This is a genomic window from Pseudonocardia sp. Ae150A_Ps1, from assembly GCF_001932315.1.
Taxonomy (GTDB): Bacteria; Actinomycetota; Actinomycetes; order Mycobacteriales; family Pseudonocardiaceae; genus Pseudonocardia.
Genome location: NZ_MCIJ01000001.1, coordinates 5,843,727 through 5,859,349, shown reverse-complemented (window position 1 = coordinate 5,859,349; position 15,623 = coordinate 5,843,727). Strand labels below are relative to the sequence as shown.

The window sequence follows — 15,623 nt, the reverse complement described above, 5'->3', positions numbered from 1 at the left end:
GGTCAACCCGCCGCGGTCCCGGCGCCGGGTGGGGCGTCGGTCGCGCTGGGGACCCGGTACCCGGCGCCGACGACGGTGTCGATCAGCGCCGGCTCACCGAGCTTCTTGCGCAGCGTCATCACGGTGACCCGCACGGTCGTGGTGAAGGGATCGGCGTTCTCGTCCCACACCCGCTCGAGGAGTTCCTCGGACGAGACGACGGCACCGCCCGCGGCGAGCAGCACCTCCAGCACGCCGAACTCCTTGCGGGTCAGCTCCACCGGGCGTCCGGAGCGGCCGACCGTCCGCCGCGCCGGGTCCAGCACCAGGTCCCCCGCGGCGAGCGTGGGGGGCACGGCGGGGGTGGCCCGGCGGCCGAGTGCCCGCACCCGGGCGACGAGCTCGGGGAAGTCGAACGGCTTGGCGAGGTAGTCGTCGGCCCCGCGGGACAGGCCCTCGACCTTGTCGGCGAGCGTGCCGGACGCGGTCAGCATCAGCACCCGGGTCAGGCCGCCGGCGGCGACCAGCTCGTCGCACAGCTCGTCCCCGCTGCGGCCCGGCAGGTCGCGGTCGAGCACGGCGACGTCGTAGCGGGTCACCGACAGCTTCTCGGAGCCCTCGTCCCCGTCGTAGGCGACGTCGACGGCGATCCCGTCCCGTCGCAGGCCGCGCGCGACCGCGTCGGCCATGGCCGGCTCGTCCTCGACGACGATGACCCGCATCAGCCCGTGCGCTCCGGGTCCAGCCGGGGCAGGGCCGGCACGGCGGCCGCGGCCCACTCGGTGATCCGGCGGGCCACGTCCTGCTCGGTCAGCCCGACCGCGGCGAGCACGTCGTCGCGGCTGCCGTGCTCGAGGTACTCCTGGGGCAGCGCGAGGTCGCGCTGCCGGACGTCGATGTCGGCACCGCGCAGCGCGTCGGACAGCGCCGAGCCGAACCCGCCGTGCGTGCCGCAGTCCGACACCGTGACGACGAGCTGGTGGTCGGCGGCCAGGGTCAGCAGCTCCCGGGGCACCGGCAGCACCCACCGCGGATCGACGACGGTCACGTCGACCCCCTGGTCGGCCAGCCGCTTCGCCGCCGCCACGCCGAGCTTCCCGAACCCGCCCACGCACACGACGAGCACCTGGGCGCGCCCGTCGGCGGGCTCGTGCAGCACGTCGACGCCGGCCGGCCCGTCGAGGCGGCGCACCGCCGGCACCGAGGCGACGACCGACCCCTTGGGATAGCGCAGGGCGGTCGGCCCGTCGGACACCGCGACGGCCTCGCGGAACTCCTCGCGCAGGGTCGGCTCGTCGCGGGGGGCCGCGACCCGCATCCCGGGCACGATGCCGAGGATCGACAGGTCCCACATGCCGTTGTGGGACGGCCCGTCGCTGCCGGTCACGCCGGAGCGGTCCAGCATCAGGGTGAGCCGCTCGCGGTGCAGGCCGACGTCCATCATCAGCTGGTCGAAGCCACGGTTGAGGAACGTCGAGTAGAGCGCGACGACGGGGTGCATCCCGGCCCGCGACAGGCCGGCCGCGGTCGTGAGCGCGTGCTGCTCGGCGATCCCGACGTCGATCAGCCGGTCCGGGTAGGCGGCCCCGAACGGCGCCAGCCCGGTGGGACCGAGCATCGCCGCGGTGATCGCGACGACGTCGGTGCGCCGGGCACCGAGCTCGACGACCTCCTCGGAGAACACGTCGGTCCAGCCGGTCGACGGCGCGCCGGTCGGCGCACCGGTCTCCGGGTCGAACGCCGACGGGCTGTGCATCTGCTCGGCCTCGTCGTTCTCGGCGGGCGGGTAGCCGTTGCCCTTGCGGGTCACGGCGTGCACGATCACCGGCCCGCCGAACCGCTTCGCCCGGCGCAGCGCCGACTCGACCTGGGTGATGTCGTGCCCGTCGACCGGGCCGAAGTACTTGAGCCCCAGGTCGGAGAACAGCTCCTGCGGGCTGAGCGCGTCCTTCACACCCGCCTTGAACGCGTGCAGGCCCGCGTAGAGCGCGGGCCCGACGACCGGGGTCCCGCGGACGGTGCGCTTGCCGGCCTCGAGCATGCGCTCGTAGCCAGGCTGCAGCCGCAGTGACGCCAGCCGGTCGGCGAGCCCGCCGATCGTCGGCGAGTACGACCGGCCGTTGTCGTTGACGACGATGACGACGTTGCGGTCCTCGCCCGCGGCGATGTTGTTCAGCGCCTCCCAGGCCATGCCGCCGGTCAGGGCGCCGTCACCGACGACGGCCACGACGTGCCGGTCCCGCCCGGTCAGCGCGTTCGCCCGGGCGATCCCGTCGGCCCAGGACAGCGACGACGAGGCGTGCGAGGACTCCACGTGGTCGTGCTCGGACTCGGCACGGCTCGGGTACCCGGACAGCCCGCCGGTCTTCTTCAGCCGCTCCCAGCCGTCCTGACGGCCGGTGAGGAGCTTGTGCACGTACGCCTGGTGCCCGGTGTCCCAGATCAGCGCGTCCTGCGGCGAGTCGAAGACCCGGTGCAGGGCGAGCGTCAGCTCGACCACGCCCAGGTTCGGCCCCAGGTGACCACCAGTGCGCGACACCGCCCTGATCAGGAAGCCGCGGATCTCGGCCGCCAGCGAGGCGAGCTCGTCCGGCCCGAGCCCGCGCAGGTCGGCCGGTCGCCGGATCGCGGCCAGCCCCGGGTTCGTCGTCACGTGGTGCCTCCTCGCCGCCGGGCACCCCGCTCGCGGGCGACTCACCGCCGTGGCGGCCCGGCATCGACTCTTCGCGTCCACTCTACGGACGGGTAGCCGAGCCGACCCGGCGGTGCGCCAGGAGTCGCGGCCGGCCCCGTCGCCCTGACGGGGTCCGCTCCGCGCCCACGGGACGAATCGTTCACTCACCAACCCCAGTTACGCATCTGCGACACACCTCCCGACGATCTTCACGACACCTTCTCCAATTCATTCCGGCGGCATCCGCCGGCACGTTCACCAACCCCAGTTGCGCACGATCGATCCCCTTTCCGATACCGCCTGGTCCTGCACGTCCATCCGATGACCCGCATTGCCGATCATGAAATCGGTGACGTGGCCGCCGTTGCCCCGCGGGCGGTCCGGACCCTTTTCCGCGGAGAGCAGGAAAAGAATCGCCCGGCCGCGCCGGGAAAACAATCCGGGCAGCACCATTGCGTACACAACTACATGATGGGCGAGAGATCATGATCACCGAACGTAACCGGTCTGCTCGTTCGAGCAGCACGGACGTCGGGTGAGGGCCGCGCCGATCACGCACCGCGACCGATGCCGGTTAGGATCAGGGCGGGCCGCCCGGCACCGGGGTGGCGCCGAGCCGGACCGGGAGGGAGCGCATGCCGTCGTCCCCCGTCCCGCTGCACCGGATCTCCCGGTGGCCGGTGTGGTCGATCCCACCGCGGCTGCTCGGCGCCGTGCTGGCCGTCGAGCTGCTCGCGCTGGCACTGGTCGTCGCCGGCGCGACGAACCCGCCGCAGATCGACCGGGGCACGCTGGTCCTGCTGGTCACCCTGACGGTCGCCGGGGTGGCACACACCGAGATCGTCTCCGGGGTCGAGCGGGTACGCCGCTACACGGCCGAGACCCACCACGTGAACCTGACGTCGGTGTGGACGTTCGCCTCGGCGCTGCTGCTCCCGCCGGTGCTCGGCGCGCTCGTGGTGGTCGTCGTCTACACCCACCTCTACGTGCGGGTGCTGCGGCCGGTACCGCCGCCCGACCGCCGCCCGGTGTTCCGGGAGGTCTACAACGCCGCGACCGTCATCCTCTCCGTGCACGCGGCGGCCGGGATGCTCGCCGCCACCCGCCCCGGCGAGCTGTACGGGACGGTCCCCGGCACGGTCGCGCTGGTGCTCACGCTGCTCACCTACACCGTGGTGAACACCTGCCTGGTGCTCGGCGTGGTCGCGATGGCGACCCCCGACACGCGGATCTCACAGATCCTCTTCGGCGGCGACGAGCTCACCCTCGAGCTCGCGACGCTGTGCCTCGGCGCGCTCACCGCCGGCGCTCTGGCCACCACGAGCCCCCCTGGTCGCCCTGCTCGCGGTGCCGCCGATCCTCGCCCTGCACAGGACCATCCTGGTCCGCCAGCTCCGCGAGAAGGCCGACCTGGACGCCAAGACCGGCCTGCTCAACCACGCCGCCTGGCACCTGCGCGGGTCACAGGCGCTGCAGGTCGCCGAGCAGGAACGGCGCCAGGCCGCCCTGCTGATCCTCGATCTCGACCACTTCAAGGAGATCAACGACACGCACGGCCACCTCTACGGCGACCAGGTGCTGGCCGCCGTGGCCCGGGTGCTGCAGGAGGAGCTGCGCGACCACGACCTGGTGGGCCGCTTCGGGGGCGAGGAGTTCGTCGTGCTGCTGCCCCGGCTCTCCGGCCACGACGGGCAGGGCGAGCTGCGCCAGATCGCCGAGCGGGTGCGCGGGCGGATCTCCGGGACCCGCCGCGACGACGACCCGGCCGCCCGTCCGGTGGCGGACCTGCCCGCCGGGCGCGCGGACGGGGCCCCCGGCGGCCGGGCGGGCATCGGGATCACGGTGTCGATCGGCGGCGCGGTGTTCCCCGGCGACGGCGGCGGGCTCACCACCTTGCTGGAGGTCGCCGACTCGGCCCTCTACGCCGCCAAGCGGGCCGGCCGGGACACGGTCCGGATCAGCAGGCACCCGTTCCCGGCCACCGAACCCGAGCGAGCCTGACCGACCCGCTCGGCTCCCACCGGTCGGGCACCCGTTCCCCGCCACGGGACCCGAGCGAGCCCGACCGACCGGTTCCGATCCCACCGGTCGGGCACCCGTTCCCCGCCACGGAGCCCGAGCGAGCCCGACGGGCGCGCCCCGGCCGGGCCGGGTCAGACCTCGCTGGCCGGACCGGTCGCGGCCCGCCCGAGCCGCACCCGGTTGCGGCCGGCGCGCTTGGCGGCGTAGAGCGCGTGGTCGGCGACCTGCAGGAGCTCGTCGAGGGTGTCGCCGTCCAGCCCGGCGACCGACACCCCGACCGAGACCGACAGGTTGGTGATCGTCAGAGGCCCGCCCGGGGCCTCGACGTCGACGGCGAGGCCACGCACCGTGTGCCGGATCCGCTCGGCCGCGACGTGCGCCAGGTCGCGGCCCTCCGTCCCGGGCGGCAGCTCGGCCAGCAGCACGACGAACTCCTCACCCCCGAACCGGCCCACCGGGTCGACGTCGCGCACCTGGTCGGTCAGCGTCGCGGCGACGGCGGAGAGGACCTCGTCGCCTGCCAGGTGGCCGTAGCCGTCGTTGACGGACTTGAAGTGGTCGAGATCGAGGACGAGCACGGCCACCGCGCGCCGCTGCCGCCGGGAGCGGGCGATCGCCCGGTGCGACCGGCCCCGCCAGGCGGCGGCCGTGAGCAGGCCGGTCTTGGCGTCGGTGTTCGCCCGCTCCTCGAGCTGGCGGATCAGCACCGCGCGGTGCAGCACCAGCAGCGGGGGCAGGACGAGCAGGACCAGCAGCGGCTGGCGCAGCGCGGCGAGGGAGGCCAGCACGGCCAGGCACAGCGTCGCGCCCTCGAGGACGTGGTCGTCGCCGTCGCCGAGCACCCCGCGCCAGGCGAACCGGCGACCGGTGGTCAGCGAGAGGGCCAGCGCGACGAGCGCCTGGTTGACCAGCATGTACGTGACCATCGCGAGGAGCAGCACGCCGTACGCGGCGGGGCCGCTGCCCGGTCCGGCGCCGGCGGTGCCCGTCAGCCGCTCCGGCGACACGACGGCGCCGGCGGCACAGGCCGCGAGCACCACCGTCGCCGTGGTGTAGACGTGCCGGTGCAGCGCGGCGCCCACCGGGTACCAGACCCGCCACCACAGGTGGGCGTAGATGCCGATCACGACGACGCCGGCCAGCGGCGGGGGCAGGAGCAGCGCACCGGCGAAGGTCCACACGCTCGACAGGTCGAAGTACGAGGCGTGCGCCACCCGGCGCCGGACCCGCTCGATCCCGGTGGCGAGCTCGGTGTGCAGCACACCGAGCGCGACCAGGCCCAGCGCACCCAGCGCGGCGTACCCGGTGGAGGCGTCCGCCGGGAGCATCGCGAGACCGCCCACGACCAGGGCGGCCGCGGAGAGCTCGACGACGACGAGCACCACCAGCATCGACCGGGGCAGGTCCCACACCGGCCGGCGACGGCCTCCGTGCCGGGGGCCGGACGCCGTCACGCACCCTCCCCTAATGGTGCAATCCAGTCCGGGACGTTCCGGACAGATCGGGCGGGCCTCACCATCTGGATCACCCGAACGGGTACTCTGACGTCGCAAATATTGCTCAGAGTCACACCGGCATCCGAACCGGTGACAGGAGGTGCCGTCATGCGCAACCGCGGCTGGTGACCACACCACGACCGGCCGGTACGGCGAGGACCGACGGCGGGCCCGGCACCGGGGCCGCGCCCGGGCGCCACGTACCCCCTGCCGGTCACGTCCATCCCGGTGCGGGTCCCTTCGGCGGTCGGTGGCGGACCGGCGGGGACGCACCTCCCGGCGCACCGGACGGGTGCGCCCGAGGGTCCGCGGACCGCCGGAGTTCTCGTCGAGACTATGTATACGTCCGACGTTCGTCAGGCCCCGGCGGACCTGTACCGGCGGACGGCGCCCCGGCGGCGGCGAACGGCCGACGTGCGGCGCGTCACAGCAGGTCGGACACGTGCGCGATCTCGTTCACCGTCCAGGGCTTGCGCATTCCGTCCCGCGCACAGACCACCCGGCTCACACCCGTGTAGTCGAGCGGGAACGGCAACGTCCGGTCCACACCCAGGATCGCCGCCAGGTACGCGTTCACCACGCCGGCGTGGGCGACGACGATCCCCTCCACGCACCGGTGCACCCGCTCGGTGAAGGCCGCCGCGTCGACGTGCTCGGGCAGGTGCCCGGCCCGCATCCGTTCCCAGGCGGCCGGATCGGCCTGCGCCATCTGCCCGATCGGCACGTACTCGGACCGTTCCGCGTCGTACTCGCGCAGGTCGGCGTGGGTGACGGGCTCCAGACCGCGCTCGGCGGCCAGGGGCGCCGCCGTCTGCACGGCCCGGCGCATGGTGCTCGTGTGGAGCGCGTCCACCCGCTCCCCCGCCAGCGCCCGCACCAGACGTGCCGCCTGGGCGTGCCCGTCCGCCGTCAGACCGGGGTCGGCGTGCGTGCCGTCGGCGTGCTCGACCCGCTCGGGCAGGGCGTGCCGGACGAGGTCCAGCTGCACGTCAGGCGGGGACGTGGTCGGCGTGACCCGCGCCGCGCAGCGCCGTCCGCAGCGCCTCGGCGTGCCCGTCCTGCTCGGCGGCGTCGACCTCGGCGGCGGCGTTGGCGAAGTCGAAGGCGCGCATGTCCCAGGCGGGGAAGACGTGCACGTGCAGGTGCGGGACCTCGAACCCGGCGACGAGCAGCCCGACCCGCGGCGGCGCCCAGATCTCCCGCACGGCGATCCCGACCGTGCGGGCGACCTCCGTCAGGTGCGCGGTCAGCCCGGCGTCGGCGTCGACCCACTGGTCGATCTCGGCCCGCGGCACGACCAGGGTGTGCCCCGGCCCGAGCGGGTTGATCGAGAGGAACCCGACGCACCGGTCGTCGGACCAGACGAAGCGGCCGGGGATCTCACCGTCGATGATCTTCGTGAAGACGCTGCTCACGACGACCGACCCTAGGGCATCCCAGCGGGACGGGCGGTCCGGCCATACCCTGGCCGCATGCCCCGCACCATCGCCACGAACGACCGCGTCGACCGCGACGAGCTGCTGGACTTCGTCCGGCCGCGGCACCACATGATCCTCATGACCACCCGGTCCGACGGCGGCGTCCAGGCCTCCCCCGTCACCGGTGGCGTCGACGACGAGGGCCGCATCGTGATCTCCACCTACCCGGAGCGGGCGAAGTCCACCAACGTCGCACGGCACGGCCGGGCCTCGGTCGTCGTGCTCTCCGAGAAGTTCGACGGGGCATGGGTGCAGGTCGACGGCGACGCCGAGCTGATCACCCTGCCCGACGCGCTGGAGCCGCTCGTCGACTACTTCCGCGCGATCTCCGGGGAGCACCCCGACTGGGACGAGTACCGGCAGGCCATGAGCGACCAGGGCAAGGCGCTGGTCCGGATCACCCCGACCCGCTGGAGCCCGGTCGCGACCGGCGGTTTCCCCGCCCGGTTCGCCGACTCCTGAGCAGGTCCTGGGAGGATCGGCGGCTCCGCGCCCGCACCGCCGGGCCCGGTGAGCACCGACCTGCTCCGCGCCCCGTCCGCGGAGCGAACGGCAACGGCGCCGGCCCCCGATAGGTTGAGCGCGCACACGGCCGGTGGCCGGGTCGCGAGGAGAGGACCGTGAGATGCAGCCCTGGCCCGGGCACGCCTACCCGCTGGGTGCCAGCTACGACGGCACCGGCACCAACTTCGCGCTGTTCTCCGAGGCGGCCGAGTCGGTCGAGCTGTGCCTGTTCGACCCCGACGGCAGCGGCGCCGACGCGCCCGGCGGGCTCACCGAGACCCGGATGAGGCTCACCGAGGTCGACGGCTTCGTCTGGCACGGCTACCTGCCCGGCATCGAGCCCGGGCAGCGCTACGGCTACCGGGTGGACGGCCCGTACGACCCGGCACAGGGGCTGCGCTGCAACCCGAACAAGCTGCTCATCGACCCCTACGCCAAGGCCGTCGACGGTCCGGTGGACTGGGACGAGGCCGTGTTCGGCTACAACTTCGGCGACCCCGACTCGCGCAACGACACCGACTCGGCGCCGCACGTGCCGAAGTCGGTGGTGGTGAACCCGTTCTTCGACTGGGGCTCGGACCGGCCGCCGAAGATCCCCTACAACGAGACCGTCGTCTACGAGGCGCACGTCCGCGGGCTCACCACGCTGCACCCGGACGTCGAGGAGGACTTGCGCGGCACCTACTCCGGCGTCGCGCACCCCGCGATGATCGAGCACTACAAGCAGCTCGGCGTCACCGCCGTCGAGCTGATGCCGGTGCACGAGTTCGTGCAGGACCACCACCTCACCGAGAAGGGCCTGTCGAACTACTGGGGCTACAACACGATCGGCTTCCTGGCCCCGCACCACGCCTACGCCTCCGGCTCCGCGCGGGCCGGCTCGCAGGTCCCGGAGTTCAAGGCGATGGTCCGCGAGCTGCACGACGCGGGGATCGAGGTGATCCTCGACGTCGTCTACAACCACACCGCCGAGGGCTCCGACATGGGACCGACGCTGTCGATGCGCGGGATCGACAACCACGCCTACTACCGGCTGGTCGACGACGACGCCCGCTACTACATGGACTACACCGGCACCGGCAACTCGCTGAACGTCCGGAACCCGCACACCCTGCAGCTGATCATGGACTCGCTGCGGTACTGGGTCACCGAGATGCACGTCGACGGCTTCCGCTTCGACCTCGCCTCGACCCTCGCCCGGGAGTTCTACGACGTCGACAGGCTGTCCACGTTCTTCGACCTCGTCCAGCAGGACCCGGTGATCTCCCAGGTCAAGCTCATCGCCGAGCCGTGGGACGTCGGCCCCGGCGGCTACCAGGTCGGCAACTTCCCCCCGCTGTGGACCGAGTGGAACGGCAAGTACCGCGACACCGTCCGCGACTTCTGGCGCGGCGAGGCAGGCACCCTGGGCGAGTTCGCGTCCCGGATCACCGGCAGCTCCGACCTCTACCAGGGCGACGGCCGCCGCCCCTACGCCTCGATCAACTTCGTGACCGCGCACGACGGGTTCACCCTCGCCGACCTGGTCTCCTACAACGAGAAGCACAACGAGGCCAACGGCGAGGACGGCAACGACGGCGAGAGCCACAACCGGTCCTGGAACTGCGGCGTCGAGGGCCCCACCGACGACGAGGCGGTGCTCGAGCTGCGAGCCCGCCAGCAGCGCAACTTCCTGGCCACCCTGCTCCTCTCGCAGGGCACGCCGATGCTGCTGCACGGCGACGAGCTCGGCCGCACCCAGGGCGGCAACAACAACGTCTACTGCCAGGACAACGAGATCGCCTGGCAGGACTGGGAGCTCTCCGGCAAGCACCACGACCTGGTCACCTTCACCGCGGGCGTCACGGCCCTGCGGCACGCGCACCCGGTGTTCCGGCGGCGCCGGTTCTTCGCGGGCAGGCCCATCGGCCGCCGCCAGCGCGACACGGTGTCCGACATCGGCTGGTTCACTCCAGCCGGCCGGGAGATGACCGAGGACGACTGGGACAACGAGCTCGGCCGGGCCGTCGTCGTGTTCCTCAACGGCGAGGGCATCGCCGACGTCGACCAGCGCGGCCAGCGCATCACCGACGACTCGTTCCTGCTCTGTTTCAACTCCTACTGGGAGGACATCGACGCCACCCTCCCGCCGTCCGAGTTCGGATCGGCCTGGGAGGTCGTCGTCGACACGCACTCGGGCGAGGTGCACCCGCCGTCGGCCGCCGGCCAGAACGGCGTCGACCTCGACCCGGTCTCCGCGGGCTCGGTGCTCACCCTGCCCGCACGTTCCCTGCTCGTCCTGCGATCGAAGGGCTGAGGCGCACCCGCATGAGCCGCCTTCCGGGTTCCACCTACCGGCTGCAGTTCTCGAAGGACCGGACGTTCGCCGACGCGCGGGCGCTCACCGGCTACCTCGACCGGCTCGGGATCGGGGCGCTCTACGCCTCCCCGCTGCTCGAGTCGGGGACCGGGTCGAACCACGGCTACGACGTCGTCGACCCGTCCCGGATCTCGGAGGAGCGCGGCGGCGAGGCCGGGCTGCACGCCCTGCTCGGCACGCTGCGCGAGCACGGGCTGACGCTGCTGCTCGACATCGTCCCGAACCACGTGGGCGTCGCACGGCCCGCGGAGAACCCGTGGTGGTGGGACGTGCTGACGCACGGGCAGTCGTCGCGGTGGGCGCACCACTTCGACGTCGACTGGGGCGCAGGCCGGATCCTGCTCCCGGTGCTCGACGCCGACGAGGCCGGCGCGCTGGAGAACCTCACCGTCGCCGACGGCGAGCTGCGTTACCACGAGCACCGCTTCCCGGTCGCCCCCGGCACCGGGGACGGCACCGCGCAGGAGGTGCACGACCGCCAGCACTACCGGCTCGTGTCCTGGCGGCGCGGGGCGGCGGAGCTGACCTACCGGCGGTTCTTCGACGTCTCCGACCTGGCCGCGGTGCGCGTCGAGGACCCCGAGGTGTTCGCCGACGCCCACCGGAAGGTGCTGGAGCTGCTGCGCGGCGACGACACGATCGTCGGGCTGCGCGTCGACCACCCGGACGGCCTGGCCGATCCCGGCGGGTACGTGCGCCGGCTGCGCGCCGAGATCGGGCCCTGGAAGTGGCTGCTGGTCGAGAAGATCCTCGCCGTCGGCGAGGACCTCCCCGCCTCGTGGCCGGTCGACGGCACCAGCGGTTACGAGGCGCTGCGCGAGATCTGCGGGGTGTTCGTCGATCCCGACGGCGCCGGGCTCCTGACCCAGTTCGCCGCCGAGCACACCGGTGCGAAGCCGTCCGCGCACGCCGTGGAGGACGACGGCAGGCACCTCGTCGTGGACCGGATCCTCGTCGCGGAGGTCCACCGGATCGCCGACGCGTTCCGGGCCGGACCGGGCGCGGACGCCGCGGCCACCGGCGTCGACCTCACCGCGGTCACCGCCGAGGACCTGCACGACGCGGTCGCCGAGTTCCTCTGCGGATTCCCGGTCTACCGCTCCTACCTGACCCCGGCGATCGCCGAGGGGCGCGCCGCCGCCGACACCGCCGTGTCGGTCGCCCGCACCCGGCGCCCCGACCTGGCCGCGGTGATCACCGCCCTGCACGCCGGCCTCGTCGCCGACCCCGGCTCGGAGTACGCGACCCGGCTGCAGCAGACCTCCGGCATGGTCACCGCCAAGGGCGTCGAGGACACCGCGTTCTACCGGTACAACCGCTTCGTCGCGCTCAACGAGGTCGGCGGCGACCCGGCCCGGTTCGGGGTGTCCCCCACCGAGTTCCACGCCGGCCTCACCCACCGCGAGGCGGGCCGGTCGCGCACGATGACCACGCTGTCCACCCACGACACCAAGCGCTCCGAGGACGTCCGGGCGCGGCTCGCGGTGCTCGCCGAGCGGCCGGGTGACTGGACCGAGCAGGTCCGCAGGTGGTCGGTGCGCCACCCGCTGCCGGACCGCTCGCTGGAGCTGCTCGCCTGGCAGTCGCTGGTCGGGGCGTGGCCGATCCCGGCCGAGCGGCTGGCGTCGTACCTGGGCAAGGCCTCCAAGGAGGCGAAGCTCGTCACCTCGCACACCGACGCGGTGCCCGAGGTCGACGAGCGGATCGCCGCCTGGGCGGGCGAGGTGCTCGCCGACGCCGAGCTGGTCGCCGAGATCGAGGCGTTCGTCTCCGGGATCGCCGGCCCGGGCTGGTCGAACTCGCTGGGCCAGAAGCTGCTGCAGATGGCCGGGCCGGGCGTGCCCGACGTCTACCAGGGCACCGAGCTGTTCGAGTACTCGCTGGTCGACCCGGACAACCGGCGGCCCGTCGACTTCGGGGTCCGCGAACGCCTGCTGGAGCGGATCGACGGCGGCTGGCAGCCCCCGGTCGACGCCTCCGGTGCGGCGAAGCTGCTGGTGACGTCGGCGGCGGCGCGGCTGCGGCGGTTCCGGCCGGAGCTGTTCTCCGGCTATGGGCCCCTCGACGCGCAGGGCACCGCGGCGTCGCACGCGGTCGCGTTCTCCCGCGGCGGCGGGGCGCTGGTCGCCGTCGCGACCCGCCTGCCGGAAGGCCTGGCCCGCCGCGGCGGGTGGGGCGACACGACGCTGCCGCTGCCCGGCGGGTTCGACGACTGGCACGACATGATCGCGAACAAGCCGGTGGACGGCCCGGCACCGGCGCTCGCCGGGCTGCTGGACCGCTACCCGGTGGCGCTGCTGGTCCGCCCCGCCTGAGGCGGGTTACTCCTCGTCGTCGACGAGGTGGACGGCGGCCTCCTCCGCCGACGCCCCCGCCCCGTCGATCCCGGCGTCGCCGGCGACGAGCTGCTGCTCGCCGCCGTCGCTGCCGTCGAACGACGCGTCGTCGACGGTCAGCCGGCCCGCCCGGCGATCGCCGACCTCGCCGTCCCGGAGTTCGCCGTCGGTCCCGGTGGTGTCGCCGAGGTCCTCCCCCGTGGCGTCGTCGGTGTCGCGGTCGGTGTCGTCCTCGAGGGCCGGGTCGGTGGCGTTCCACGGGTCCGGTTCCTCGTCGGCGAGGCGCTCGTCGAGCGACTCGTGGTCGCGGGAGTTCCACGGCCGTTCCGGCGGCGAGTAGCCCTCGTCTAGCACGTCGGTGACACCGCCGTACTCCAGGGTGTCGTCGGGTTGCAGCTGGGCGTACTGGTCGATGTCGTCACCGCTGTCCGGGTCGGCCATCGAGGCAGCGTAGCGCCGGGTGAGCGGCGCCACCCCCGCCCGCCCGCGCGGGACCCCCCACGGGTGCGGAAGGATCGACGCCCGTGACGGAGTTCGCGGTGTGGGCCCCTGACAGGAACCGGGTGAGCGTCCTGGTCGGCGACGACCGGATCGCGCTGGACCCCGCACCCGGCGGGTGGTGGCGGACCGAGCTGCCCGACCACGGGCACGGCACCGACTACGCCTTCCTGCTGGACGACGACCCCGCCCCGCTCCCCGACCCGCGTTCCCGCTGGCAGCCGGGCGGGGTGCACGAGCGGTCCCGGGTCTACGACCACGACTCGTTCTGGTGGACCGACGACACCTGGACCGGCCGCACCCTGGCCGGGTCGGTGCTCTACGAGTGCCACATCGGCACCTTCACCGACGCGGGCACCTTCGACGCGGCGATCGGCCGACTCGACCATCTCGTCTCGCTCGGGATCGACCTGGTCGAGGTGCTGCCCGTCAACGCCGTCGACGGCCCGGTGAACTGGGGCTACGACGGCGTCGCCTGGTACGCCGTCACCGGCAACTACGGCGGCCCGGATGCCTTCAAGCGGTTCGTCGACGCCTGCCACGCCCGCGGCCTCGGCGTCGTGCTCGACGTCGTCTACAACCACCTCGGGCCCTCCGGGGCCTATCTGGACCGGTTCGGCCCGTACTTCGCCGGATCGAACATCTGGGGCCCGTCGCTGAACCTCGACGGCGGCGGCTCGGACGAGGTCCGCCGCTACGTGATCGACAACGCGCTGATGTGGCTGCGCGACTTCCACGTCGACGGGCTGCGGATCGACGCCGTGCACGCGCTGCGCGACACCCGCGCCCAGCACGTCCTGGAGCAGCTCGCCGTCGAGGTCACGGCCCTGGAGGCGCACGTCGGGCGTCCGCTGTCACTGATCGCCGAGTCCGACCTCAACGACCCGCGGATGATCACCGCCCGGGAGGGCGGCGGCTACGGGCTCGACGCCCAGTGGGCCGACGACGTCCACCACTGCCTGCACGCGGTGCTCACCGGGGAAGGCCAGGGCTACTACGGCGACTTCGCCGAGGCGGGCCTGGACGGGCTCGCGCACGTGCTGACGCGCGGGTTCCTGCACGAGGGCACCTGGTCGTCGTTCCGGGGGCGCAGTCACGGCGCCCCGATCGACACGGCACGGATCCCCGGCTCCCGGCTGGTGACCTACCTGCAGAACCACGACCAGATCGGGAACCGGGCCACCGGCGACCGGCTCACCCACACGCTGTCCCCCGGCCTGCTGGCCTGCGGCGCGGCGCTGCTGTTCACCTCCGGCTTCACGCCGATGCTGTTCATGGGCGAGGAGTGGGGCGCGCGCACGCCGTGGCAGTTCTTCTCCCGGTTCGGAGACCCGGGCCTGCAGCAGACCGTCCGCGACGGGCGGCGCACGGAGTTCGCCGACCACGGCTGGTCCGACGCCGACGAGGTCCCCGACCCGAACGCGGAGTCGACGTTCACGGACTCGACGCTCGACTGGTCCGAGCCGGAGCAGGAGCCGCACGCGACGCTGCTGCGGATGCACCGCGAGCTCATCGCGCTCCGCCGCACCTGGCCGGAGCTGTCCGACCCGTGGCTGGACTCGGTCGGCGTCGACGTCCACGAACAGGCCCGCACCCTGGTGATCGCCCGGGGCGCGATGCGGGTCGTGGTCAACCTGGGGCCGGAGCCCGTCACGCTGTCGCTCGGGTCGACGATCACCCGGATCCTGCTGGCGTCCGAGCCGACCCGCAGCGACGACGACTCGTTCACCGTTCCGGCGGAGGCGTTCGCGATCTGCCGTATCGCGGGGTGACGGCACCGGCGTTGCACCCGCTCGACCGGCAGACCCGGCCGGCGTGATCACCGGTCGGGAGGCGATCCGGCCACATCCGACCGTTTCCCTTCCCGATCGGTGATCACGGGCCCGGCCGGGAGGCATCACAGCTGGGCGAAGTGCTCCCGCTGCACCTCCAGGGCGTGGTCGATGGCGTCCTCGGCGTGGCCGTACTGCCGGGCGGCGACGAGGAGCCGGTCGGCCGCCTCCCGGACCTCGACGTAGTGCGCCCAGTGGGTGTCGAGGATGTGGTTCACCTTCGGCTGGAACGCCCTCCTGGCGTCGAGCGACACCGGATCCTGGCCGACGGCCGGCAGGTTCCGCAGCCACTCCGCGTCTTTCAGGGCCGTGTACATCCGCTCGGCCTGGGCGGCGAGGATCGCGTGGACCTGGACGACGTTGCCGGTGGTGATCTGCACCATGAGGCTGTCGGAGGCGGTGCCCCGCGGGCGGGCTGCATCGATCGTCATGGCGACGCACGGTA

The 15,623-nt window shown here is 73.3% G+C and carries 14 protein-coding genes; 5 read left to right on the top strand and 9 right to left on the bottom strand.

What is annotated here, in order from left to right:
- Positions 1-2: 2 nt before the first annotated feature.
- The 4 genes from Ae150APs1_RS27570 to Ae150APs1_RS30740 form a co-directional block, all read right to left on the bottom strand.
- Entirely contained in the window at positions 3-701 is a 699-nt protein-coding gene (locus tag Ae150APs1_RS27570; protein ID WP_033199544.1) for a response regulator transcription factor, read from the bottom strand.
- Positions 701-2,632: a 1-deoxy-D-xylulose-5-phosphate synthase gene (gene dxs, locus Ae150APs1_RS27565; protein ID WP_075301216.1), complete on the bottom strand. Its 1,932-nt coding sequence runs from the start codon at positions 2,630-2,632 to the stop codon at positions 701-703. The genes Ae150APs1_RS27570 and dxs overlap by 1 nt, the downstream gene beginning before the upstream one ends.
- 276 nt (positions 2,633-2,908) lie before the next feature.
- Complete coding sequence (locus Ae150APs1_RS31545; protein ID WP_075332834.1) at positions 2,909-3,115, bottom strand: hypothetical protein; 207 nt, start codon at positions 3,113-3,115, stop codon at positions 2,909-2,911.
- 118 nt (positions 3,116-3,233) lie between these two features.
- Positions 3,234-3,461 carry a hypothetical protein gene (locus Ae150APs1_RS30740; RefSeq protein ID WP_139317181.1) on the bottom strand — a complete coding sequence of 76 codons (228 nt, stop codon included), beginning with the start codon at positions 3,459-3,461 and terminating at the stop codon, positions 3,234-3,236.
- Between the two features lie 539 nt (positions 3,462-4,000).
- Between Ae150APs1_RS30740 and Ae150APs1_RS30735 the strand changes: the two genes are divergently transcribed.
- Positions 4,001-4,654 carry a GGDEF domain-containing protein gene (locus Ae150APs1_RS30735; RefSeq protein ID WP_170918144.1) on the top strand — a complete coding sequence of 218 codons (654 nt, stop codon included), beginning with the start codon at positions 4,001-4,003 and terminating at the stop codon, positions 4,652-4,654.
- 152 nt (positions 4,655-4,806) lie between these two features.
- On the opposite strand, the gene Ae150APs1_RS27555 is transcribed toward Ae150APs1_RS30735, so the two are convergent.
- The 3 genes from Ae150APs1_RS27555 to Ae150APs1_RS27545 all read right to left on the bottom strand — a co-directional run bounded on the left by Ae150APs1_RS27555 (position 4,807) and on the right by Ae150APs1_RS27545 (position 7,586).
- On the bottom strand, positions 4,807-6,129 hold the full coding sequence (locus Ae150APs1_RS27555; protein ID WP_139317182.1) for a GGDEF domain-containing protein: 1,323 nt from the start codon (positions 6,127-6,129) through the stop codon (positions 4,807-4,809).
- 466 nt (positions 6,130-6,595) lie between these two features.
- Complete coding sequence (locus Ae150APs1_RS27550) at positions 6,596-7,159, bottom strand: histidine phosphatase family protein (protein ID WP_075301214.1); 564 nt, start codon at positions 7,157-7,159, stop codon at positions 6,596-6,598.
- A 1-nt stretch (position 7,160) separates the two neighbouring features.
- Entirely contained in the window at positions 7,161-7,586 is a 426-nt protein-coding gene (locus Ae150APs1_RS27545) for an HIT family protein (protein ID WP_010230081.1), read from the bottom strand.
- Between the two features lie 57 nt (positions 7,587-7,643).
- Between Ae150APs1_RS27545 and Ae150APs1_RS27540 the strand changes: the two genes are divergently transcribed.
- The 3 genes from Ae150APs1_RS27540 (at position 7,644) to treY (ending at position 12,827) form a co-directional block, all read left to right on the top strand.
- A complete protein-coding gene (locus Ae150APs1_RS27540) occupies positions 7,644-8,111 on the top strand; it encodes a PPOX class F420-dependent oxidoreductase (protein ID WP_010230083.1) in 468 nt (155 codons plus the stop codon).
- A gap of 163 nt (positions 8,112-8,274) precedes the next feature.
- A complete protein-coding gene (gene glgX, locus Ae150APs1_RS27535) occupies positions 8,275-10,449 on the top strand; it encodes a glycogen debranching protein GlgX (RefSeq protein ID WP_075301212.1) in 2,175 nt (724 codons plus the stop codon).
- A gap of 11 nt (positions 10,450-10,460) precedes the next feature.
- A complete protein-coding gene (treY, locus tag Ae150APs1_RS27530; RefSeq protein WP_075301210.1) occupies positions 10,461-12,827 on the top strand; it encodes a malto-oligosyltrehalose synthase in 2,367 nt (788 codons plus the stop codon).
- Between the two features lie 6 nt (positions 12,828-12,833).
- Here treY and Ae150APs1_RS27525 read toward each other — a convergent pair whose 3' ends face one another.
- Positions 12,834-13,289, bottom strand: a complete 456-nt coding sequence (locus Ae150APs1_RS27525) for a DUF5709 domain-containing protein (protein WP_075302697.1) — start codon at positions 13,287-13,289, stop codon at positions 12,834-12,836.
- An 83-nt stretch (positions 13,290-13,372) separates the two neighbouring features.
- On the opposite strand from Ae150APs1_RS27525, the gene treZ reads away from it, so the two are divergent.
- A complete protein-coding gene (gene treZ / locus Ae150APs1_RS27520; RefSeq protein WP_075301208.1) occupies positions 13,373-15,118 on the top strand; it encodes a malto-oligosyltrehalose trehalohydrolase in 1,746 nt (581 codons plus the stop codon).
- A 125-nt stretch (positions 15,119-15,243) separates the two neighbouring features.
- Here treZ and Ae150APs1_RS27515 read toward each other — a convergent pair whose 3' ends face one another.
- Complete coding sequence (locus Ae150APs1_RS27515) at positions 15,244-15,609, bottom strand: hypothetical protein (protein ID WP_249266499.1); 366 nt, start codon at positions 15,607-15,609, stop codon at positions 15,244-15,246.
- Positions 15,610-15,623: the final 14 nt, after the last annotated feature.